General features: G+C 52.6%; 17 protein-coding genes and 2 pseudogenes. 4 read left to right on the forward strand and 15 right to left on the reverse strand.

Features of this window, described 5'->3' with window-relative positions; genetic code table 11:
* The 3 genes and pseudogenes from OGY18_RS14990 to aspC all read left to right on the forward strand — a co-directional run.
* Window positions 1–363, forward strand: a pseudogene (locus OGY18_RS14990) (IS1-like element IS1X2 family transposase); the annotation flags it as partial.
* A gap of 16 nt (window positions 364–379) precedes the next feature.
* Window positions 380–844 (forward strand): annotated as a pseudogene (locus tag OGY18_RS14995) (porin); the annotation flags it as partial.
* Window positions 845–1,027: 183 nt separating this feature from the next.
* The gene (gene aspC, locus OGY18_RS15000; protein WP_003831950.1) at window positions 1,028–2,218 is read left to right on the forward strand and encodes an aspartate transaminase; all 1,191 of its coding nucleotides are present in this window, start codon (window positions 1,028–1,030) and stop codon (window positions 2,216–2,218) included.
* Between the two features lie 54 nt (window positions 2,219–2,272).
* On the opposite strand, the gene OGY18_RS15005 is transcribed toward aspC, so the two are convergent.
* From OGY18_RS15005 to cmoM, 7 genes are all read right to left on the reverse strand, one after another.
* Window positions 2,273–2,920 carry an MBL fold metallo-hydrolase gene (locus OGY18_RS15005; protein ID WP_063940614.1) on the reverse strand — a complete coding sequence of 216 codons (648 nt, stop codon included), beginning with the start codon at window positions 2,918–2,920 and terminating at the stop codon, window positions 2,273–2,275.
* A gap of 28 nt (window positions 2,921–2,948) precedes the next feature.
* Window positions 2,949–3,497: a peptidoglycan L,D-endopeptidase MepK gene (gene mepK / locus OGY18_RS15010; RefSeq protein ID WP_003831948.1), complete on the reverse strand. Its 549-nt coding sequence runs from the start codon at window positions 3,495–3,497 to the stop codon at window positions 2,949–2,951.
* Between the two features lie 177 nt (window positions 3,498–3,674).
* Window positions 3,675–5,426 carry a L,D-transpeptidase gene (ldtD, locus tag OGY18_RS15015; RefSeq protein ID WP_063940615.1) on the reverse strand — a complete coding sequence of 584 codons (1,752 nt, stop codon included), beginning with the start codon at window positions 5,424–5,426 and terminating at the stop codon, window positions 3,675–3,677.
* Between the two features lie 267 nt (window positions 5,427–5,693).
* Window positions 5,694–10,154 carry a chromosome partition protein MukB gene (gene mukB / locus OGY18_RS15020; protein WP_149384728.1) on the reverse strand — a complete coding sequence of 1,487 codons (4,461 nt, stop codon included), beginning with the start codon at window positions 10,152–10,154 and terminating at the stop codon, window positions 5,694–5,696.
* Window positions 10,154–10,858 carry a chromosome partition protein MukE gene (mukE, locus tag OGY18_RS15025; RefSeq protein WP_003035809.1) on the reverse strand — a complete coding sequence of 235 codons (705 nt, stop codon included), beginning with the start codon at window positions 10,856–10,858 and terminating at the stop codon, window positions 10,154–10,156. The genes mukB and mukE overlap by 1 nt, the downstream gene beginning before the upstream one ends.
* Window positions 10,839–12,161, reverse strand: coding sequence for a chromosome partition protein MukF (gene mukF / locus OGY18_RS15030; RefSeq protein WP_003831939.1), 1,323 nt, complete (start codon window positions 12,159–12,161; stop codon window positions 10,839–10,841). The genes mukE and mukF overlap by 20 nt, the downstream gene beginning before the upstream one ends.
* Window positions 12,154–12,957: a tRNA uridine 5-oxyacetic acid(34) methyltransferase CmoM gene (gene cmoM / locus OGY18_RS15035; RefSeq protein WP_003035803.1), complete on the reverse strand. Its 804-nt coding sequence runs from the start codon at window positions 12,955–12,957 to the stop codon at window positions 12,154–12,156. The genes mukF and cmoM overlap by 8 nt, the downstream gene beginning before the upstream one ends.
* Window positions 12,958–13,092: 135 nt before the next feature.
* On the opposite strand from cmoM, the gene elyC reads away from it, so the two are divergent.
* Window positions 13,093–13,857 (forward strand): envelope biogenesis factor ElyC, encoded by a 765-nt coding sequence (gene elyC, locus OGY18_RS15040; protein WP_126318667.1) that lies wholly within the window; start codon window positions 13,093–13,095, stop codon window positions 13,855–13,857.
* A 93-nt stretch (window positions 13,858–13,950) separates the two neighbouring features.
* On the opposite strand, the gene OGY18_RS15045 is transcribed toward elyC, so the two are convergent.
* The 8 genes from OGY18_RS15045 to ihfB all read right to left on the reverse strand — a co-directional run bounded on the left by OGY18_RS15045 (window position 13,951) and on the right by ihfB (window position 22,775).
* Window positions 13,951–14,844 (reverse strand): YcbJ family phosphotransferase, encoded by an 894-nt coding sequence (locus tag OGY18_RS15045; protein WP_003831934.1) that lies wholly within the window; start codon window positions 14,842–14,844, stop codon window positions 13,951–13,953.
* A 165-nt stretch (window positions 14,845–15,009) separates the two neighbouring features.
* On the reverse strand, window positions 15,010–15,756 hold the full coding sequence (kdsB, locus tag OGY18_RS15050) for a 3-deoxy-manno-octulosonate cytidylyltransferase (protein ID WP_003831932.1): 747 nt from the start codon (window positions 15,754–15,756) through the stop codon (window positions 15,010–15,012).
* On the reverse strand, window positions 15,753–15,935 hold the full coding sequence (gene ycaR / locus OGY18_RS15055; protein ID WP_003035793.1) for a protein YcaR: 183 nt from the start codon (window positions 15,933–15,935) through the stop codon (window positions 15,753–15,755). Before ycaR ends, kdsB begins: the two co-directional genes overlap by 4 nt.
* Window positions 15,936–15,986: 51 nt before the next feature.
* A complete protein-coding gene (locus tag OGY18_RS15060) occupies window positions 15,987–17,219 on the reverse strand; it encodes a winged helix-turn-helix domain-containing protein (protein WP_286553498.1) in 1,233 nt (410 codons plus the stop codon).
* Window positions 17,220–17,260: 41 nt separating this feature from the next.
* The gene (lpxK, locus tag OGY18_RS15065) at window positions 17,261–18,238 is read right to left on the reverse strand and encodes a tetraacyldisaccharide 4'-kinase (protein ID WP_286553502.1); all 978 of its coding nucleotides are present in this window, start codon (window positions 18,236–18,238) and stop codon (window positions 17,261–17,263) included.
* The gene (gene msbA, locus OGY18_RS15070; protein ID WP_286553504.1) at window positions 18,235–19,983 is read right to left on the reverse strand and encodes a lipid A ABC transporter ATP-binding protein/permease MsbA; all 1,749 of its coding nucleotides are present in this window, start codon (window positions 19,981–19,983) and stop codon (window positions 18,235–18,237) included. Before msbA ends, lpxK begins: the two co-directional genes overlap by 4 nt.
* Before the next feature lie 36 nt (window positions 19,984–20,019).
* A complete protein-coding gene (locus OGY18_RS15075) occupies window positions 20,020–22,284 on the reverse strand; it encodes a ComEC family protein (RefSeq protein ID WP_286553506.1) in 2,265 nt (754 codons plus the stop codon).
* Between the two features lie 206 nt (window positions 22,285–22,490).
* Window positions 22,491–22,775, reverse strand: a complete 285-nt coding sequence (ihfB, locus tag OGY18_RS15080; protein WP_003035780.1) for an integration host factor subunit beta — start codon at window positions 22,773–22,775, stop codon at window positions 22,491–22,493.
* Window positions 22,776–22,883 lie beyond the last annotated feature (108 nt).

Below are 22,883 nucleotides of genomic sequence, written 5' to 3' on the forward strand. Positions count from 1 at the left end.
GGCTACGTCGGTGCTAAATCACGTCAGCGCTGGCTGTTTTACGCGTATGACAGGATACGGAGGACGGTTGTGGCGCACGTCTTCGGTGAACGCACTCTGGCCACACTGGAGCGTCTTCTGAGCCTGCTGTCGGCCTTTGAGGTCGTGGTATGGATGACGGATGGCTGGCCGCTGTATGAATCCCGCCTGAAGGGAAAGCTGCACGTAATCAGCAAGCGTTACACTCAGCGAATTGAGCGGCATAACCTGAATCTGAGACAACATCTGGCAAGGCTGGGACGGAAGTCACTGTCGTTCTCAAAATCGGTGGAGCTGCATGACAAGGTCATCGGGCATTATCTGAACATAAAACACTATCAGTAAGTTGGAGTCATTACCCGAAATGGATGGCTTCGGTATCGTGGGTGCTTACGGCGCAGCTGACCGTACCAACGCGCAAGAAACGCTGACCTACGGTCGCGGTGCAAAAGCTGAGCAGTGGGCTGCTGGTGTGAAATACGATGCGAACAACATCTACCTGGCGGCGAACTACAGCGAAACCCGTAACGCAACCCGTATCTCTAACGGTTACGCTAACAAAACTGAAGACGTACTGTTGGTTGCTCAGTACCAGTTCGACTTCGGCCTGCGTCCGTCCCTCGCCTATACCAAATCTAAAGGTAAGGACATCGAAGGAATCGGCGACGTAGATCTGGTGAACTACTTCGAAGTAGGTGCGACTTACTACTTCAACAAAAACATGTCCACCTATGTTGATTACATCATCAACCAGATCGATTCTGACAACAAACTGGGCGTAGGCTCTGACGACACCGTTGCAGTGGGTATCGTTTACCAGTTCTAATAGCAGACCTCTTTGTTAAATGCCTAAAAAACAGGACTTCGGTCCTGTTTTTTTATATCTGCTAGCGGATTCTTGCGTCTTAAAAAAACACCTCAGCTTTTCGTCAGTAACGGTTGGCATTTTGTAAATCTACCGTTAACCTGATAGCGGACTTCCCTTCTGTAATCACTATGGAACCTCGTCATGTTTGAGAACATTACTGCCGCTCCTGCCGACCCCATTTTGGGTCTGGCTGATTTGTTTCGTGCCGATGACCGCCCTGGAAAAATAAACCTGGGGATCGGTGTATATAAAGATGAGACAGGCAAAACGCCGGTACTGACCAGCGTTAAAAAAGCCGAGCAATATATACTGGAAAATGAAACCACCAAAAATTACCTTGGCATTGACGGTATTCCAGAGTTTGGTCGCTGCACTCAGGAATTACTGTTTGGTAAAGAAAGTTCGCTGATCAACGATAAGCGTGCACGTACCGCACAAACCCCTGGCGGCACTGGTGCACTGCGTGTGGCAGCTGATTTCCTGGCAAAAAATACGTCGGCTAAACGCGTATGGGTGAGCAATCCAAGCTGGCCGAACCATAAGAGCGTCTTTAACTCTGCAGGCCTGGAAGTTTGTGAATACAACTATTACGATGCAGCAAACCACTCGTTAGATTTTGATGCGCTGCTGGCAAGCCTCAGCGAAGCGCAGGCTGGCGACGTGGTGCTATTCCACGGCTGCTGCCATAACCCTACCGGTATCGATCCTACGCTGGAACAGTGGCAAACGCTGGCTCAGATGTCTGTCGAAAAAGGTTGGTTACCGCTGTTTGACTTCGCATACCAGGGCTTTGCCCGTGGCCTGGAAGAAGATGCAGAAGGTCTGCGCGCATTTGCGGCTCTGCACAAAGAGCTGATCGTTGCCAGCTCCTACTCCAAGAACTTTGGACTGTACAATGAGCGTGTAGGCGCCTGTACGCTGGTTGCTGCGGATGCTGAAACCGTTGACCGTGCGTTCAGCCAGATGAAATCAGCCATTCGCGCTAACTATTCCAACCCACCAGCACACGGTGCATCCGTAGTGGCCACGATTCTGAGCAACGACGCGCTGCGTGCCATCTGGGAACAGGAACTGACTGATATGCGCCAGCGCATTCAGCGCATGCGTTTACTGTTTGTGAATACGTTGCAAGAGAAAGGTGCAAACCGCGATTTCAGCTTTATCATCAAACAGAACGGCATGTTCTCGTTTAGCGGCCTGACCAAAGAGCAGGTTCTGCGTCTGCGTGAAGAGTTTGGTGTCTACGCTGTCGCTTCCGGACGCGTAAACGTGGCAGGAATGACGCCAGACAACATGGCGCCACTGTGCGAAGCGATTGTCGCAGTACTGTAATCTATCGCGCACAAAAAAAGGCCGCAATAGCGGCCTTTTTATTTATTAAACGAATTACCAGACAGGCATTTCATCTTGCAGGAACGGGTTATGTAAGCGTTCATTACCCAGCGTAGAGAGTGGGCCGTGACCCGGAATAAACGTTACGTCATCGCCTAACGGCAATAGTTTACGTTTAATCGAATCGATTAGTTGGCTGTGATCACCGCGCGGGAAATCGCTGCGCCCTACGCCACCTTTGAAAATCACGTCACCAGAAATCAGTAACTTTGATTGCTCATCAAAGAAGACCACATGTCCCGGTGTATGACCCGGACAATGCAGAACCTGTAACGTCACGTTGCCAACGCTTATCCGGTCACCTTCATTCAACCAGCGATCGGGCGTCAGCGGCTCACAATCTCCCAGGCCAAACATGCGGCTCTGAGCAGGGAGTCCCTGTAACCAGAACTCATCTTCTTTATCCGGACCAATAACCGGTACACCATAATGTTGTGCCAGTTCAGCCGCCGCTCCAACATGGTCAAGATGACCGTGAGTAAGCAGGATCTGCATTAGCGTCAGACCGCTGGCATCCACTTCCTGTTTGATTTTCTCGGCATCGCCGCCGGGATCGACCAGCGCGGCCAGACGAGTCTGCTCACACCAGATTAGCGAGCAGTTCTGGGCGAATGCAGTGACCGGAATAATACGATAGTTCATACAGCTCCTGTTTCATTAAGCTTATGGATCACCAGTGCCGTGCAGGGCCGGTGTCAATATGCACAAAGTTACTGCTGGGGTAGTATCCTACACCACCTGCGCGCATAGATAACGCAGCTTTGCGAATATTACTTAATGCGATGCCTTCAATATGGAAATCCATGGCCTGACCTTTAGTGTGGTAGCTTTTCTTGGCCACACCGCGGCTACGTGCACGGAGTTCATTATTGGTATCGATAGAGCGATAGCCTGAAATCAGCTGTACGGGTTTACGCGTGCCCAGCAGGCCCTGCAGACGGAAGAGTTGATCAAACAGTCCCGGGTCAATGGATTTCACTTTATTGGCCCGAAAATCACGGAAAAAGTGGTTAAGTTTTGCTAATTCGTCCTGAATATAGCCCCTGCCATCAAAAAACTCTGCTTTTATTGACTCACCGGTATGCAGGTTATTCAGAGTCAATATACGCGGACGTGGGGTAGAGAGTGTTGCAAACGCAGGCGTAGGCAAGATGGCAGCGCCGAGGGCAATACCACCAAGCGCCAGCAGTTTGCGGCGATTAGCGTCAAATTTGTCCATGGTATTAAGGTCTACAAGGTCAATGTTATCGTATGTATGCTCTAGCGCACGCGGGAAACCTTATCTGGCTAAGTAGTCCACGTCAAGGCTCCCAACCCCAGGAAATACGGGGCTCACAGCCATTTTGCCCCGTTTCCAGCATAACTTACGACAATCATTTTCCTCGAACTGCTTCATTTATCTGATTAATTGCTCGGCTTTTGACACAATTTGTGCGCTGGATCGCGCTGTCAGATCGTAATTGTAAATATCTGTACGATACTGCGTGCGCCCATCAGGGCCGACAAATGCGGTCAGATAGTAGAGGTTGACCGGAATATTCTGGCGAATATTCACATACCGCGTATCTCCTTGCTTCAGGGCATCCGAGATACGTGAATCATTCCAACCCGCATCCTGTAGCAGCATATTCGCCAGCTCAGATGCCTTGTTCACACGCACGCATCCGGAGCTTAACGCCCGCGTATCTTTCTGGAACAGATTGTGGTTCGGCGTATCGTGCAGATAAATAGCGTCCGAACTCGGCATATTGAATTTATAGCGTCCTAGCGAGTTACGTGCGCCCGGAGCCTGCTGAAAGCGGAACGGCAGATTGGACGCAGTGATGGTCGCCCAGTCAACCTGCCACGGATCTATCGTCTCTTTACTGTTCCAGCCGCGCATTACGGTATAGCCGTGACGTTCAAGATATCCCGGATCATTCCATAACTTAGGCAGAATATCTTTACGTGCCAGCGTCGGCGGAACGTTCCACGGTGGGTTAACGACCACGTTATTCAGCGCACTGCTCATCATCGGCGTTTTACGATCGGGACGCCCGACAATAACTCGCGAGGCCAGCACCTGATTGCCATTCTGATAATAAACCAGCGAATAGGCAGGAATGTTCACCATGATACCGGTAGACAGCTCACTCGGCAGCAGGCGCAAGCGCTGAATATTTAACGCTAGCACGCCCGCACGCTGAGCAGGCGTCACGTTCAGCCAGTCACGTGTGGCTGGGCCAATCGCGCCATCTGCGCCAAGTCCCTGCCACGTCTGAAAACGCTTTACCGCATCAACCAATTCACGATCGTAGGTACCACGCCCTTCTTTGCCAGACGTACTGACGGCAGGCTCCAGCATCCCGGTTCGACGCAAAATTTCACGCAGCGCGGGGATGTCATTACTCCACTCCCCCGGACGCAGCGTTGCTGTACTGGTGAGTTGCGGCCAGGGACGTGAATCGCCCACCAGCTTGAGCAGTGATTCATGCATGGCTGCATACTGCGGATGTTGAGGCGAAAGGCTGGCCACAAATGAAGTCAGTTGACCGTTATCCAGTGCGACCTGCCACTGGTTGATGACGGAAATCGGCGGCGTCGTTAGCGCATAGGGCTTATCGCTGTAAAGCCAGCGATTACCTTTGACAGGGATGTTAGCGATAAAGTGCAGATACCCCATCATCGCATCAGAGAGCACGATGTCTCTCGCCTGACCGGTTACTGCCGGGTCAGTCAGAAGTGCAACCCAGGTAGTGAACTGCGGCTGAAAGCCGGCAATTGCGATCTCGGCTAACTGTTGCTGAAATGCCTTTACCGCATCACGATTTTCCCACATCGGCTTCATTTCGCGTGCGGCATACAGCAGTTCCAACTGGCTCATGTAAACCGGCGTATAACCTGCTGGCAGTTGAGAGTGTATTTCGGCGCGGGCTTTATCGACAGACACGCCTTCTGGCAGCGGTTGAATACCCGCCATGATAGCCGTCGCAGAAGATTGAACCTGCGGCTGCGATAACGCTGTTGGCTGTTCACTGACGGTCGCAGAGCTATCGCCAGGGATCATTTCAGGCTCATCGGCCTGCGCATTGAACAGTGGAGCGAATGTTACGGCCAGGCACAAACTGATTGCCGACAGCCGACGACCACACATTTTATTAAGCAACATCCCTTGCCCCCTGTTTTCTTTATCATACTCTGAATAGCCAGGCCGTCTGTATTCCCCTTTATTTTGACGAGGGTCGGACCTGTATAACGCCAATACAAACTGAAGTATGACGAGCAAGCCTGTGACGCGTTAGGCTCACCTTTAGTATATAAACATCAAAAACTTTTTGCCTAACCTAATGTAAAGAAGTCTAAAGAAATTACACCAGGCATGAAGTCTTTTCGGAAAAAGATAAGGCGGCCATGTAGCCGCCTTTTTACTTATTACTTAGCTTGCCTGCGAGGAGGCATCTTCAGTCCCCGGCAGCGGTTCCGGTAACTGAGGCGCAAATCCGCGCAGCCCCACCACGTGAACGTGTTCAGTGTTCTGGAAGACTTTACGCACCAGTTTGTAGGTGGTGCCTTTCTCTGGGCTGATGTTTTCCGGCGCAGCGATAATCAGCTGCATCTGCAAACGCTCACACAGCTCAAACAAGGTTGCAATAGAACGCGCATCGAGTCGTGCAGCTTCATCAAGGAACAGCAGGCGGCACGGAGAGATATCTTTCCCGCGTAATCTGCGGCCTTCATCTTCCCAGCTTTGCACCACCATCACCAGAATAGACATCCCGGTCCCGATCGCTTCCCCCGTTGACAACGCACCAGACTCAGCACGCAGCCAGCCGTCAGAGCCACGGTTAACCTCAACTTCCATTTCCAGATAGTTACGATAATCCAGCAGCTCTTCACCAATGGTTTGCGGCGTGCGTTGCCCCATGTCTATCTGCGGATTCAGACGCTGATACAGCTTCGCCAGCGCTTCTGAGAAGGTCAGGCGATTGCTGTTAAACAGATCCTGATGCTGTTCATGCTGCTCTGAAAGTACGTCCAGCAAGGTAGCATGTGTTTCACGCACATTGACGTTCAGGCGAACGCTGTTGACCTGGCCAAACGACACGCTTTGCAGCCCCTGGTTCAGCATGCGAATACGGTTCTGTTCACGCTGAATAGTCTTACGAATAATGTTCGCCACGCTGCGTGAGCTGATCGCCAGCTTCTGTTCGCGTGAGGTTAACTCTTCCGTCAGACGGCTCAGCTCGATCTCCATCTGTTCAATGGCTTCAACCGGATCGTCGGTACGAATAATATCCTGGCGAATACGTTCGCGCAGATGCTGGTAAACCGCGACGAAGAACTGAATTTTACGCTCTGGACGTTTTGGATCTTCAGACAGACGCAACACATCGCGCAGGTGCTCGTTATCTGCAACCGCCAGACGTAGCGCACCGAGCGCCTTATCCGACATCGAACGCAGTTCGTCACCGGAAAGATAGGCCAACTCGCGACGGTGCAGACGACGTTCTACACCGTTATCTTTCACCATCCGCATGACTGCACACCAGCCGGCTTTGGCGGTGACTACTTGCTCGCGCATTTCATGATAATCACGTTCCAGCTTGCGCAGTCTGCGGGTCAGGTTTTCCATCTCCGCTTCGCAGAAGGTCAGCGCTTTCTCAAGTTGGTTGCGGCGTGCACGGTTGTTGCTGAGCTGCGCATGCAGTTCGTCACGGCGGATACGCGCGCGCTCTTCGGCACCGCTGTCCGCACGAACGCCGATATCCTGCAGTTCACGTTGTAAATCGTTAAGCAGCTCTTTTTTGGTGTCATAAGAGCTTTTTAGCGATGCCATCACCTGGTTGTACTGGCTTAACTGTGCTGCGTGGCTGCGCAGCGCTTCACGAGCGCGGGTACGTTCGGCTTCCGCCTGTTCCAGGCGTTCACGCAATTTTTCGTTCAGATCGCTATTGCCGCTCAGCATTTCGGCTGAGTCGGAATAACTAAAGTGCGCCCGACGCTGTACGACTTCGGTCAGCGCAAAAGCCTGCTGACGCGCATCGCGCTGCATCTGCTGGGAATACGCATAGTCTTCCTTCAGCTGTTCAAACTGCTCAGGGTCATTTTGCAGAACCGAAACGATAGGTTCCAGTTTCGCCAACTGATTACCATGTTGCTGTACAAAACGCGCGGCTTCCTGAGCTTCATCCAGACGCTCACGAATTTCGTCAACGCGATCGGCCAGCGTGTCATCTGCCAGCAGATTCAAGCGCGGCAGCAGGCGGTTCAGCGCGGAGACGCCCTCTTTCGCCTGTTCAAACTGCATACGGCTTTGCTGGTTATCATTTTCATGATTGGTCAGCGCACGTTCCAGTTCAACTCGACGGCCATTCAGTTGGCGAATTTCCGCTTCTGGATCGGCTTCAAACGCCACCGACAGATGGCTGCCGATAAAGCGGCTGAACGCCTGATGCAGGCGCTGGGTTTTCTGAACGTCAAAGGAGAGCGTGGCGAAACGTTCAGACAGCCCTTCACGCTCGGCATGCAGGGTTTCGATACGGCTTTCGCGCGCAGCACGACCAAAAATCGGCACCTTCGGGAAGCGGGAATAACGCCACTGACGCTCGGCAGTTTTCACCACCACCGCATTTTCCAGTTCATCAACGCTGAAGACGCTGTCATCAAACGACTGCGGATCCCCTTCGATGAAATAGAGATCTTCCGGGCAATCCGTCAGCCCTTCAAGCTGTTCGGTAATCAGCGACAGATCCGGTACCACGATGGCATGGCGCGAAGGACCGTACAACGCAGAGAAGTACGGTGCATCTTCAAGGCTAACGTCATCATAAATTTCTGACAGCAGCACGCCGCCAAAGCGTTCCGCTAGCGCGTTCAGACGCTGATCTTCCGCCCCGCCCGGCTGACTTAAACGTTCAATCTCTTCATCAACCGCATTTTTACGTGCACCGACTTCATCACGCTCAACAATGGCCTCACGCTCGCGCTCCAGCAATTGTTGCAGATACTCGGTCACATCCTGGCTGGAGGTAAACTCTTCCCCACACTGCTCGCTAAGCTGGTTCAGGCTATTTTGCGCAGCCAGCCAGACGGGTGCCCGTTTCATCAAATGCTGAATACGGGATTGTAGCTGTTCCTGCTCCTGACGCAGCGTCATACGCTGTTCGCTGGCAGACGAGACGCTGTCCGACAAGGCGGCGATGCGCGCTTCCAGCTCCTGGTGCAGTGCTTCCAGCTCCTCGATATCGAACTGTTTACCCTGTCGCTTGCAGAATTCGGCCAGCAGACGCTCGGCGTCCTGCTGTTCGCGCAGACGCTGCTCCAGTTCGCTCAGTCGCATACGCAACGGCTGAACCTGTTCTGCCAGGTGGCGCTGTTCCACGCCTTCGCGCAGCAGTTCACGCGCCACGCTCCAGGCTTCACCGCGCGCCAGCGGGCCGTTGATAGCCGCCACCAGCTGATAAGCCTGTTCGAACTGGCTATGCGCGGTTTGCGCCACGCTCATTTTTTGTTCTAGCGTCAGCAGCTTTTCAGTGGCTTCCTGCTCTTTGGCCTGGAAAGTCTCCAGCCATTCGGCGGCGCTGTCGGCTGTCAGATCCGGTAGGTGGCAGAGCTCTTTCGCCCGATTTAGGGCCTGGATCGCCTGAGTATACTGGATGGCTCGCGTTTGCTGGACGTCCAGCGCTTGCTGGTAATCGGCAAGCTGGCTTTTCAGCTCATCCACTTCCAGCTCAGCGGCTTCCGCACGGGCTTCGTTTTCATCCTGGCGGTCAACGGCTTCCGCGACCACCTCGTTTTGTTCTTCCAGACGGACCTGCAGTTCTTCGAGATCCGCCTCATAGCGTTCAATTTTTTCCTGTTGACGCAGCGCGGTTTGCACCAGATTCAGGTGATCGCTCGCGGCCTGGTAATCAGCTTCCAGATCGCCTTCCGCACCGTTGTGCTCACCCAGTTCACGTGCCATATCCACGTGTTTGTACTGCTCTGCCGCCAGCTGCTTGCGCGAGGTATACAGTTCACGACGATATTCCAGTGCTTTATCCAGATGGATACGGCGTTCGTTGGCGTGGCGCATATAATCCGCGGCCACATAGTTGGTCGCTTCGCTGATTAAATGCTTAAAGAGGTCGCGGTCAGACTGGGTTACGCGAATCGCTTCCAGCGTCATACGGTTTTCACGCAGCGCGGCTTCCATATCCTGGAACGCTTTACGTACGCCGCTGTTTTCCGGCAACAGGTAGTCACGAAGTGAACGGGTAATGGCGCTGGAGATCCCGCCGTACAGCGAGGCTTCAATCAGACGGTAGAATTTACTACGATCGGACGCGGAGCGCAGACGACGGGCAATGATGCCCAGATCGAACATCAACGAGTGATAATCGGTTATTGAGTTGAACTGCTTAAACTGCACGCCTTCCATCTCATCAAGCTTCTCTTTCAGCTCAGGTAGAGACAGTACGCGCGCCTGGCGTTCGTTCAGCGTTTCCGTCACCAGTTGGGTTGGCTGTACCGACATCGGCAGCCCCTGAATGGCAAACGGTTTGATATCCACTTTGCGATCGCGACCAGCAACCTGTTGCAGACGCACACCCACGACCACGCGCTGATGACGCGAGTTGAGGACGTCGAGCATTGAATAACAAACACCTGCTTTCAGCTTACCGTGCAGGCCTTTATCACGTGAACCGCTGGTTGCACCGGCTTCGGTGGTGTTACGGAAATGCAGCAGGGTTAAGTCCGGAATGAGCGCCGTAACAAATGCCGCCATGGTGGTGGATTTACCCGCACCGTTACCACCGGACAGCGTGGTGACCAGCTCATCGAGATCAAACGTACGGGCAAAAAAACCATTCCAGTTAATCAGCGTAAGTGAGCGAAATTTACCGCGTTCAATCATTATTCTTCTTCTCCACTGTCCGGCTGATTCTCTTCGGGCTCATCGTTAAGCTGCAGACGGTTCTCGACCGCCATCGCTTCACCATCACGAATTAAGCGACGCTGTGCTTCACGCGGATCGTCGCCGCTACGCACATCCGCGCCAAAGCGGAAGACAGATTCCGTAATACGGAATTTGCTGCTGTCGTGGCCCAGAAACCACACCATGCCTAAGCGGCGCAAGCGGTTGAGCGAAGAACGCACTTTTTCCTGTAGCTTCTGGCGGTCAACGTCAGAACCGGTTGAACGGTTGTTCACCAGCTTCAGGAGTTTCGCTTCATCAGCCAGCGTTAGCAGCTCGTCGTACAGCTCTTGCTGGGTAAAAATCCCTTCGTTCGCCAGGCGTTCCGGGCTGAGATAGAGATAGCAAAGAATTTTACCCACCATCATGTCCAGTTCAGACAGGACCGAACGCGGAATGAGCGTCGTTGAACGCGGACGAAGGTAGAAGAACCCTTCCGGCGCACGGATCAATTCCACGTTATAGCGGCTGTAAAACTCTTCAAAATATTCCTGAAAATCCATCAGGAAGGCATGATTATCCAGTTCATCCAGACCGATATGGCGGCCCGAACGTAAGGCGCTATCCAGCGCCGGAAATAACGGATTCGCCAGCGCCTGCGCCAGCTTTACCGGCATCACTTGTTCAATATTTGTCAATGACATGCGCCTGTACCTTGGCTCCGTAATCATTAATCGGCTGCCATTTGGCTGGCAGTCCGGTGAAGTCTGCTTGCGCTACGCCAAGGCGTACCGCCTGATCGATAACAATACGCGCGACGTCGAAATGACGCGCACGTGGGTATTGCGCCAGATACTCGCGCACTACCAAACCGAGATCCAGTGGTGTTTGTCTGGATTTGTAGATAGCCAGCTGTTCTTCGATGATCGCCGCCAGCTGTTCACGGATCTCGTTAAATTCTTCATATTCCAGATCTTCCGGAAGTTCACCGGTGACCTCTTCGTCACGCAGCACCATCTCCTCGTCACGCATATCCAGCAGACGATCGGCGTTGGCATAGGTCAGCGCCCATGGGTCGTCAAAGTAGGTCTGCACGGACTGACGCAGACGCTGGGCGAAGACGCGGTTTTTATCCATATCGATCGCGGTACGGATAAATTTATGAACGTGACGATCGTAGCCGATCCACAAGTCAATGGACTGCTGACCCCAGCTAATAATGCGGTCGAGCTTGCTTTGTAAATCAAACACCAGCCGATCGACAAAATGCAAATCGTCATGCGTCATCGTGGCGTCCTGGATGCGTAACAGGTTAGCCTGCAGCTTATCCCCTGCCGCTTCCAGCGTATCTTGCAGCTCACGCAGCGTACCAGATGTTTCTGACAGCAGCATTTCACAGCTGGAAATCGCCGCCCGCCAGTCTTTGTTTAGCAACTGTGCGATGTCGTCTTTTACCTGCTGCTGCTGTTCATCCATTATGCGCTGGGTCAGATCGATACTGTCGAAAATCTCCGCCACCGAGTATTTCAATGGCGCATAGACGTTGCGATGCCAGTGGAACTCATCACCACCTTCCGCTGCCGCATCCGCCGCGCGCTTCAGTTCGCCTGCCACAATTGACAGCTGCATAGAAAGACGCAGCGTAGAGAATTCGCGCTGACGAATATAGTAATCTGTGATGCCAATCCCGAGCGGCGTTAAACGGTAAATGGCGTTGCCTTCAGCCTGCTCGCTGGTAAAGCGGTTCAGCAGACGTTGACGCACCATATCGTTGATCGCGTTGTTGGCGCGGACGCCGATGGTTTCGCTGGTTTGCTCAAACGCATCACTAACATGGCGGAACGCATCCACCAGTTCACCTTCACTCATCTCACCGTCAAGTCGCTCACCGTTCAATGTGGCGACCGCCAGCAGGAACGAAAGTCTGTCTACCGGCAGAGAGATGGAGAAGTCATTTTTTCTGGCCCAGGCAACCAGTTCGGGGACTGTCTGGGAAAATTCACTCATAGGTTATCCTTGCATCTGCGGCTCGGGCCGGACGTTTAATCGCGGTGACATGAATATAGCGCCCAAGGCTGATATACGGTTCCTGGCGGCAATAACGTGTTTCTATTTCTGTTAAAGCATCAAAACAGTCATGCTGTTTTTGTTTATCACGCAGATAATCATGAAACACCCTCACGCCCGTTTTTCCGGTTATCTCCCAGCCAATCTCCTCCAGCCAGCCATAGACCTGCTGAGGGTCGCGCGGAAAATCGGGAGACAACGTGCGCCGTTTCTTTTTATACATTCCCTGCTGTACATAGCCGAAATTACCGACCAACACATTACGCATCAACAGACCGTTTGCATTGTAGAACATCAGCGATAAAGCACCGCCCGGGCGTAACATCGACCACAATGTTTTTAAGACGGCTTGCGGATCGGCCACCCATTCCAGCACAGCATGAAACAATATCAGATCAACCTGAGAATCCAAATGCTGTGGGATGTCCTGAGCGGCACAATGTATAAAATGCATGTTGTCGCTCACACCTTGCTCTTCTGCCGCCCGTTGCGCTCGCGCCACCATCTCAGCAGAAAGATCGCACAAGGTGACGTGATGGCCCCGCTGCGCCATCAGAATGGCTGTCTGCCCTTCTCCGCCACCCGCATCAAGCACACGCAAAGTTTGGCCCGCATAGTCGGCAAGAAGTTTGTCCAGATCCTGCCAGAGGATCGTCTGACGAAGCTGACCTTTGGTGGTGCCGTAAATGTTACGGGAAAACTTCTCTGCAATGTCATCAAAATTGCGATCCCGCATCGGGCTCTCCACATGCTGGCTTTAGGGTGACTAAGTAAAACCGCTATTTTGTCACACCCACGCCGAGAATGAACCTTCCTGGTGTAATATCCCTGCTGATCCCCTGCTGTATGGTTAAAAAAGGAACCAAAAAGGATGCTTTTTACGCTGAAGAAAGTGATTGGCGGTATGATGCTGCCACTTCCGCTAATGCTCATTATCATGGGTATAGGCCTGGCGCTGCTCTGGTTTAGCCGCTTTCAAAAAACAGGGAAAATGTGCATTAGCCTGAGTTGGCTGGCACTGTTACTTCTAAGCTTGCAGCCCGTCGCCGACAGTCTGCTGAAACCGATTGAGGATAGCTATCCAACCTGGCAGGATACACAAAAAGTGGAATACATTGTGGTGCTGGGCGGAGGGTATACCTGGAATCCTAAGTGGGCGCCAAGTTCAAACCTGATCAGCAACAGTCTTCCGCGTCTGAATGAAGGTATTCGCCTTTGGCGTGCTAACCCGGGATCGAAGCTTATCTTTACCGGCGCTGCGGCAAAGAGCAATAACGTCAGTACTGCAGAAGCGGGCGCCCGCGTAGCGCAGTCACTGGGTGTGCCGCCCGGTGATATCATCACGCTGGATAAACCCAAAGACACCGAAGAAGAAGCCGCAGCGGTGAAGCAGGCCATCGGCAGCGCGCCGTTCCTGCTGGTGACCTCCGCATCGCACTTACCACGAGCAATGATTTTCTTCCAACAGGCCGGACTACATCCGTTGCCCGCACCAGCCAACCAGTTAGCGATTGACTCACCGCTTAATCCGTGGGAGCGCGCGATCCCCTCTCCCGTCTGGTTGATGCATAGCGATCGTGTTGGTTACGAAACGTTGGGGCGAATCTGGCAGTGGCTAAAGGGATCGGAACATTGACAGTAATGTTGCCTGATGGCGACACTAACGCGTCTTATCAGGCCTACGTGTTCAGCGCAGAATTGTAGGCCGGATAAGGCGTTCACATGTTCATCAGGCGAGCCACGGCAGCAGTGATTTCGTGGCCAGGTCAAAGTTAGATCGATTAAAACGTCCGGTGTTGACCAGTTGCGCCACCTCATCCCATAACACATACAGCCAGCGCCGCCAGATGAAGGACTCAGCCACTGGCGCGCGTTGCAGGTATTGCCAAAGCAGGCTTTCCGCCAGCGCGTTATCCATTAAACGGAACAATTCATACTCTCTGGGTGCCCACAGCATCAAACCCGGTCCGACCATCGCCAGAAGCTGATCGCTACGGGCGTCTTTGAGCATGCTACGTAAACTAAAATTACCGTGGATTAGCACGCAGTTATCATTGAATCCTTCAAATAAAGCGGGCAAACACTCACGGGTGCGAAACAGGATCCGCTTATCCTGCATCGTCAGCCCGGTATTGTTGAACTGATTTAACGTGGTCCACAACACTTCAACACGTTGGCGATACCAGGATGGCCAGATATTCTCTTGCGTGTTATCCACCATTCCCACACAGCCACGGCTATCCTGTCGATGCCATGACAGCAGACCTTCTACGATCTGATCTTTTAAATGTTCCCAGCGTTCGGGCGTTCGGGCTGGCGCTTCCACCGGCACGCCACGTAAACGCTCAAGCAGTAACACATCAGGACCGGGATGCTCTTCGTGGGTTAAGACCCCGTAAATGACGGGCATACGCACCGTACCGCTGCGCGCCAACATGGAGGTTTTCCAAGCCAGCTGCTGCGCCATACCTGGCGTGGTGAAACTTCTCGCCATCAGCGGCATCGGATTTCCCTGGCTGTCGTACAGTGACCACAGGGCCGTATCCACTTTTTCATTCACGCATTCTATGCGACTGAGTTTTTCGCCCAGCAGGTGGCTGAGTTCGGCACGCAACTGTTCCATTTCAGATTGCCCTCATAAATGCTACTGCTTTCATAATGAGCGTCGTGCAGACAGATGTCACCCGGATGAGATCAATTGATGAAAAGAAAAGTGGAGGGAAAGCGCAACGATACGACACTCCTCCCAAAAATACGCCTCAATATGGGGGGAGTGCCGTGAGAAAAACTAATGCATTTCGGCGCGAACGCGCTCAAGATCTTCGGCAGTGTCTACGCCGGTACCCGGGACTTCTTTTGCGACGGCAACGTGAATTTTTTCGCCGTACCACAGCACTCGCAGCTGCTCCAGCATTTCGATATGCTCAAGCGGGCTTGGCTGCCAGTTAACATAGCGGCGAATAAAACCAGCGCGATAGCCGTAAATGCCCAGATGGCGCAGGAAGGTGTCCCCCACCGTTTCCAGACTTTTGGCGAAACGATCGCGATCCCATGGGATGGTCGCGCGTGAAAAATAGAGAGCATATCCTTCAGCGTCCAACACGACTTTTACCGCATTCGGATTAAATGCCTCTTCGGCACTGTGAATCGGAGCCGCAAGAGTCGCCATACCGACCTGACGTTGCGCCAGATTCTCAGCCACCTGGCGAATAATGACCGCCGGAATCATCGGCTCATCACCCTGTACGTTCACAATAACGGTATCATCGCTAAAACCACATTTCTCGACGACTTCCGCCAGGCGCTCCGTACCAGACTGGTGATCGGCGCGAGTCATGCACACTTCGCCACCCACCGCTTCTACCGCGCGAGCGACATCCTCGTGATCGGTGGCAACGATGATACGTTCAGCGCCAGATTCACGCGCACGCTCCAGTACATGCACGATCATCGGCTTGCCGTTGATATCCAACAGCGGCTTACCCGGCAGACGTGTGGACGCATAACGCGCAGGAATAATGACCACAAAACTCATGATTTACTCTCATCAGCAGTCAGAACGCGGGCTTCGGTTTCCAGTAACACGGGAATGCCATCACGCAGTGGGAAAGCAAGGTTATCCAGTTTACAAATCAGTTCCTGTTTTTCCTGGTTAAACCAGAGTTTGCCATTGCATACCGGGCAGGCAATGATTTCAAGCAGACGATGATCCATAGTTCCTCCAGATGGACCGGATTGTGAATCCGTAAATATTAACATAATCGCTTAAAGGGCTGGGTCTATTTCCCAACCATGGCGTGCATCAGCAAATAAACCTTCAGGATAACGTCCCAGCGTCACGCGTGTTGCCTGTTGCCAGCGGGCAAAATCGTCAATCGCCTGAAACAATCCTTTTTGCAACGTTACTCCAGGCTTAACCCCATCCTGTAACCACAGCGAAATAACGTCCAGCACACCCGTTTTACGGTGCATTTTGGCATCCATCCTCCCAACCAACTGTCCACGATGCAGCAACGGCAAGACAAAATAACCATACTGACGTTTCGGTGCTGGCGTATAACACTCCAGCCGGTAGCTAAAATCGAATAGCTGCTCTGCCCGTTTACGATCCCAGACCACCGGATCAAAAGGTGATAATACTGCACTGTGGGTCGCCGTTAATTTGCCTGCCAGCGCCTGTTCAAGCAGCGGCTGAAGGTGGCTATGCAGCCACAAGGCTCCTAGCCCCTCAACGTCGACAGGAATAATCTGCCGCTGTTCCGCCCGTTCGTTGCACCAGTTTTTTAGCGCTGGGCGCTTCAGGCGGTAGTAGTCTGCCAGCCATTGTTCGCGGAAAATCCCCAGACTGCGGGCACTGTTATCCAGCATGACACTTTCAGCATCTTCCTGCGAAAGTGGGTCGCGTTCATCGTCCCAGTGCGGCATGACGCGATGGGTTAGATCATACACTCGCTGGAAATTACGCCGTTCCACCACCATGACTTTCCCGGCAGTGAACAGCCCTTCAAGATGACGCTTCTGCGGCTTCCATTCCCACCAGCCGCTGACCCCCTTGCGCGGATGCTCAAAATCGGCAGAGCGTACTGGTCCGTTATGTTGGATGTGCTGGAGCAGTTGCTCAATTTCATGCGCATGTTCTTTCATCCATGCCGCTTTATATTTCCAGCCCATTTTCTCCGGGGCCAGCATGCGGTGGCGTATCAGCATAAAGTCGCTGCGCGGCAAAAAACAGGCCTCGTGCGCCCAGTATTCCATCAATTCGCCCTGCTGCAATGCGTCATCCAGCCACTGGGGGGAATAATCGCCCAAACGACTAAACAGCACCAGGTAAGGGCTGCGCGCCACAATATTGATGGTGTCGATTTGCAGTAACGACATGCGAGAAATGGTGGTAAGAATATCTGCTGGGGTTGCCCGACGGCGTGTTTTTTTCAGCAGCCCTTGAGCGGAAAGGTGAAGATGACGGGCATCCGTCAGAGAAAGGCGCGGCAACGACATTTATGGCCTCATAAATGATTCGCTGCCGCAGCGTGAATCAGTTAGCGAGTCAGCGAGATTAAGTTATCCAACAACACATCAGGCCGATCGCCTGACAAATGAGCGTCAACAGGTAAATACCACCAGTTTTCATCGGCAAATGCCCGGCACTTAACCGCATCTTTTTCCGTCATTACCAGCGTTTGTCCGGCGTCTACAAACGCACTGACGTCACTGTAGGTCAGAGACTGATGGTCTGCCAGCGCAATGCTTTTTTGTACGCTGGCACCACACGCTTGCAGCGTGGCAAAAAAACGCGGTGGATGACCAATGCCCGCCATGGCGACAATATTGGACAATTGCGCCACATCACGGCGTTCACCGGTACGTAAATTAACGGCCAGCCCCGGTTCAAGTCGCATAGGGATTTCCCCTGGCTGCACAACGCCACCGTTAACAATAGTCGCATCCACCGATTTAAGGCGACCTGCACGTTCCCGCATTGGACCAGCGGGAAGCCACCAACCGTTGCCAAACCGACGTTCGCCGTCAATGACCACGATTTCAACATCTCGCGCCAGACGATAGTGCTGTAGTCCATCGTCCGTCACAATAATCTGCACATCGTGTTGGGCCAAAATGGCTTTTACCGCATCCGATCTTACCGGGGATACCGCTACCGGCACGCCGGTACGTTGGGCGATCAGCACAGGTTCATCGCCCGCTTCTGCGGTAGTAGTATCAGCGGTTAGCAACAGCGGGTAAGCAGTCGCTTTCCCACCATAACCACGCGACACCACACCCACGCGGATCCCGCGTTGTCGCAGTTGTTCAACCAACCAAATCACCACCGGCGTTTTACCGTTTCCGCCCGCGGTAAGGTTTCCGACCACCACAACCGGGACTGGCGCGCGCCATGCGCGTTTAAGCCCCAACTTGTAGCATAAGCGGATCGCGCCACTCACCAGGCCATACAGCCAGGAGAGTGGAAGTAACAATCGCCACAGCGGCGATTCACCAGACCAGATACGTGCGATCATTGACCAAATTGCATTTTGTGTAATTGCGCATACACCCCGCGCTGCTCAATCAGCTCGCTATGGGTCCCGCGTTCGACAATCAGACCATCCTCCACCACGATGATTTCGTCGGCTTGTTCAATGGTTGAAAGACGGTGAGCAATGACCAGAGAAGTACGGTTTTTCTGTAGCTCATCCAGCGCAGACTGAATCGCGCGTTCAGATTCAGTATCAAGAGCCGATGTTGCTTCATCAAGGATCAGTATTGGGCTGTCACGCAACAAGGCACGGGCAATAGCGATACGCTGACGTTGTCCGCCGGAAAGCAGGACGCCGTTTTCACCAATCACCGTATCCAGGCCATTGTCCATCTTGCTGATGAAATCCATAGCGTAGGCCATCTGTGCCGCTTTTTCGATCTGCTCACGGCTGTACATATCGGTACGCGCGTAGGCGATATTGTTGGCAACCGTATCGTTAAACAAGTGCACATTCTGCGAAACCAACGCAACCTGATCGCGCAGTGATGCCAGGGTATATTCGCGCAGATCGTGTCCGTCCATCAGAATCTGCCCTTCATCAACATCGTAGAAGCGCGTAATCAGGCTGGCGAGAGTGGATTTCCCTGAGCCCGAACGGCCAACCAGAGCAACGGTTTTACCCGCTGGAATATTCAGGTTGATGTTACGCAGAGCCGGTACTTCACGTCCCGGATAAGTGAAAGTCACGTTGCGGAACTCGAGATCGCCGGTAGCACGATCGATCACACGTTTACCTTCATCTTTCTCCTGTTCGCTATCCAGAATCGTAAATAAGGTCTGGCATGCCGCCATACCGCGCTGGAACTGCGCGTTGACGTTGGTCAGAGATTTCAACGGACGCATTAATGCGATCATTGAGGAGAAGACAACCGTAATTGTACCTGCTGTCAGGTTTTCCATTACGCTTGGGAAGCTGGCCGCATACAACACGAAGGCCAGTGCCAAAGACGCAATCAGCTGGATGATAGGGTCGGAGATAGAAGAAGCAGAAACCATCTTCATGCCCTGCAAACGCATCTTGTTGCTGACATTATCAAAGCGCTTGGTTTCAACTTCCTGACCACCAAAAATCAGAACTTCTTTATGGCCTTTCAGCATCTGCTCCGCACTGGTCGTAACCTGCCCCATAGTGTTTTGCATGTTTTTACTGATGCTACGAAAGCGCTTGGAAACCACACGGATTGCCACTGACACAATTGGCGCCAGTACAATCAGGATCAGCGACAGCTGCCAGCTGTAATAGAACATCATGATAAACAGGCCAATGATTGAGGCCCCTTCACGTACCACGGTGATCAGCGCGCCGGAAGACGATGACGCAACCTGTTCTGAATCATAGGTAATACGTGATAACAATGTCCCTGTAGACTGTTTATCAAAAAAGGAGACGGGCATGCCCATCATATGACCAAACAGGCGGCGGCGCATGGTCATGACCACTTTGCCTGACACCCATGAGATACAGTAGCTGGAGACATAGCTGGTTAAGCCACGAACTATCATCAGCCCAATGACCACCAGCGGCATCCACAGCAGCACCGAGCGATCCGTTTTACCAAAACCATCATCCAGTAATGGTTTAAGGAGCGATAACATGAAGGTATCGCTGGCCGCGTTAAGGACTAACGCTATACCCGCCACGATCAGACCCGATTTAAAAGGCGCTATGGTTGGCCATAGTCGGCGAAACGTCTGCCACGTAGAGAGATCTTTATCGTTATGCATTCAAAAAACCAGCATTTGTTAGAATAGCCGCATATTCTACCCGTTATCCTCCGACACGCCAAACCACTGATGATACCAACGAGGTAAAATCTGATCCCGCATGCTGCGTATGCGCCAGTTTTTTTGATAAAAATCCAGCGTAATCTGTCCCTGATGGGGGGTATCCAGCCATTGATAATTTTGTTGCCGATAACGTTGCTTCACTTTCCAGGACGGCAGACGCCAGGCGTTGTAACGGGATGCAGAGGCGAGTGCGACCTGCCCGTCAACCCGCTGAATGAGTGCCAGTGATGATGAAGTATTGCTGCCATGATGTGGAACCTGCATCACCGTCGACTGAAGGTGCTGCCAATAGTGACTTAGCATTTTTTGTTCAGCAGGAGATTCGATATCGCCGGTCAGCAGAATACTCTGATATCCGTCATCGACCTTAACCACACAGGAGTGGTTATTCCCCTGGTCTGTATTTCCACGCACAGGCCAGTGCGCACTGAAGGTTAACCCTTGCCATTGCCAATGCTCTCCGCGAAAACACGGGAGATGACCTTTCCAGCTCAGCGGACTTCTTACCCATAGCGACGGCCAGGCTTGTTGTAAGGAGTGCAACCCGCCGCGGTGATCCATGTGCTCATGGCTTAAAATAATTCCTTCTGGCTCCAGATTATGCCAACGCAACCAGGGAATAATCAGATGTTGTGCGCTATCGCCTTCAGGCCATGCCAGACCGGTATCGTAAAGCAGCGCTTTCCCATTTCGCGCAATCACCATCGCCAGCCCCTGCCCGACATCCAGCATATGCACTTGCCACACATCAGTATGCGGTGCACGCCAAAGCGGCCCACTCAGCAAAAGGAGCACAGAGAAACAGACCACCGGTAGCGTACGCAAGATATTTAGTCGCCATGCGATAATCATCATTCCGGGTAAAAATGCGAGCCATTGCCAGCGTGCATCAATATTGATCCACCCTTCAGGCAGACTTCTGAGCCCCCAAAATAGCAGCGCCAGAGAACGATCCGCCAGATACCACAGGCTTGATTCAACCATCACCGTCCCGGCTAAATGCATGATCATGCCTGCTAATATCAAGGGTACGGAAACAAACGTGACCAAAGGGACGGCAAACAAATTAGCCAGAAACGAGGTCAGACTAAAACCGTGAAACATTGCGATTTGCACGGGAAGAAGCAGAAGCGTAATACCCAATTGCAGATGAGTCAGCGCCAGAAATTGACGTCCAGCACGCGACAGCGGCCAGTCCGGGAGCGGTACCCATTGGTACCAGAACAGCAGTGCCGCAACGGCGGATGCAGACAACCATAGGCTTTGCGAAAGAACGGCAACCGGATCCACCACCAGAATGGCTGCCAGACAGCAGATCCAGACCGACCATCCACTCCACTGCCTGCCGCTAAGTCTTAGCGCCCCCCAGACTAGCAGCGCAACAACCGTTCGTAATGCAGGGGGTTGCAGCCCCGTCAGCCAGGCATAAAATGTGGCGCAGACAATCCCACCCACTAATGGAACCTGCCAGTAAATCCATCTGGCAGGCATAAAAAATTGTCCCGCACGAATTATTCCGGCAGCCAGAAGTGCAGCAAACGCAATATGCAGCCCGGAGATAGCCATCAAATGAGCCGTGCCGGTATCACGCATAATCGTTTTCACCTCTTGTGACACGGACAAGCGCTCCCCCATTCCCAGACCCAGTATGACCTGCTGCCAGGGATAGTCACCGAGTGCCGTTTTAAGCGAGGCGAGATACCGCGAACGCAAACTGCATTGTGGTGTGATAACCGAAGCCTGCAAGAATCGTCCCGTCAGCGGTTGATGCTGCGCCAATGCGTAACGCTGGCTATCAAATCCGCCTTCGTTTAATTGACCGTGTACAGCGCGGACTTTCAACGTCATCGCCCATGTCTGACCCGCACAAACATCACCGGATAAATACTGCCCGTACAAGACGATTCCTTGCGCAGGAAAGATTCGTTTCCCCTGAAGGTGAGTGATCTGGCCGTAGTGCGTTGTCATATTGTCAGTTCCGGTTATCCGCACAATGGCTTGCTGGGTTTTCGCAGGCAGCGTATTACCTGCCCACATAGCCTCTTCCGCGGCCAGGATTCCCCAAAGAAAAAACAGCAGGGTTAGTCCGGCGGAACGCATATATTTGTAGGGGAGAAAACAGAGCAGACATGCCAGACAAAATACAATGCCGATACACAACATGCCTGGCAGCATGGGTAATAGCATGAGTGGGAGGATACCGAGTAATGCGCAGGTACTCACCGTTGTTATTTTCATCAATCACCTCCCTGTTACAGGGAGTGTGCAGTACTCTTCGACGGTTGTCTGGCATCAATTTATCGTTATACGGCCTGAGTTCCGCAGACATTTAGTGATGGTTGTAACGTACAAATTAACTGGGATGAGGATTCCAGGATAGGTGGACAGAAATGAAAAAAGCACCCATTTGGGTGCTTTTCTCGGCGTTAAGTCTCGCTAAAAACTTAACCGTAAATATTGGCGCGATCGCGCAATTCTTTACCTGGTTTAAAGTGCGGAACGTATTTCCCTTCCAGATCCACTTTATCGCCGGTCTTCGGATTACGTCCGGTACGTGGTGCGCGGTAATGCAAAGAGAAGCTGCCGAAACCGCGGATTTCAATACGCTCGCCCTGCGCAAGAGTCGAGGCCATATGTTCCAGCATCTCTTTAACTGCATCTTCAACCGCTTTCGCGGGAATATGAGGTTGCTGGGTTGCAAGTCTTTCAATCAATTCTGACTTGGTCATGATTCCTCCGGTTCCTTAAAGGCATAATTAGCTGCTGCATTGATTAAGGGCGGCCGTAGCCGCCCTTTGTCATTGATTACAGGACGAATCCTGTAATCTGTCAAGCTA

The sequence above is a fragment of the Citrobacter sp. Cpo142 genome (assembly GCF_030332425.1).
GTDB lineage: Bacteria > Pseudomonadota > Gammaproteobacteria > Enterobacterales > Enterobacteriaceae > Citrobacter > Citrobacter portucalensis.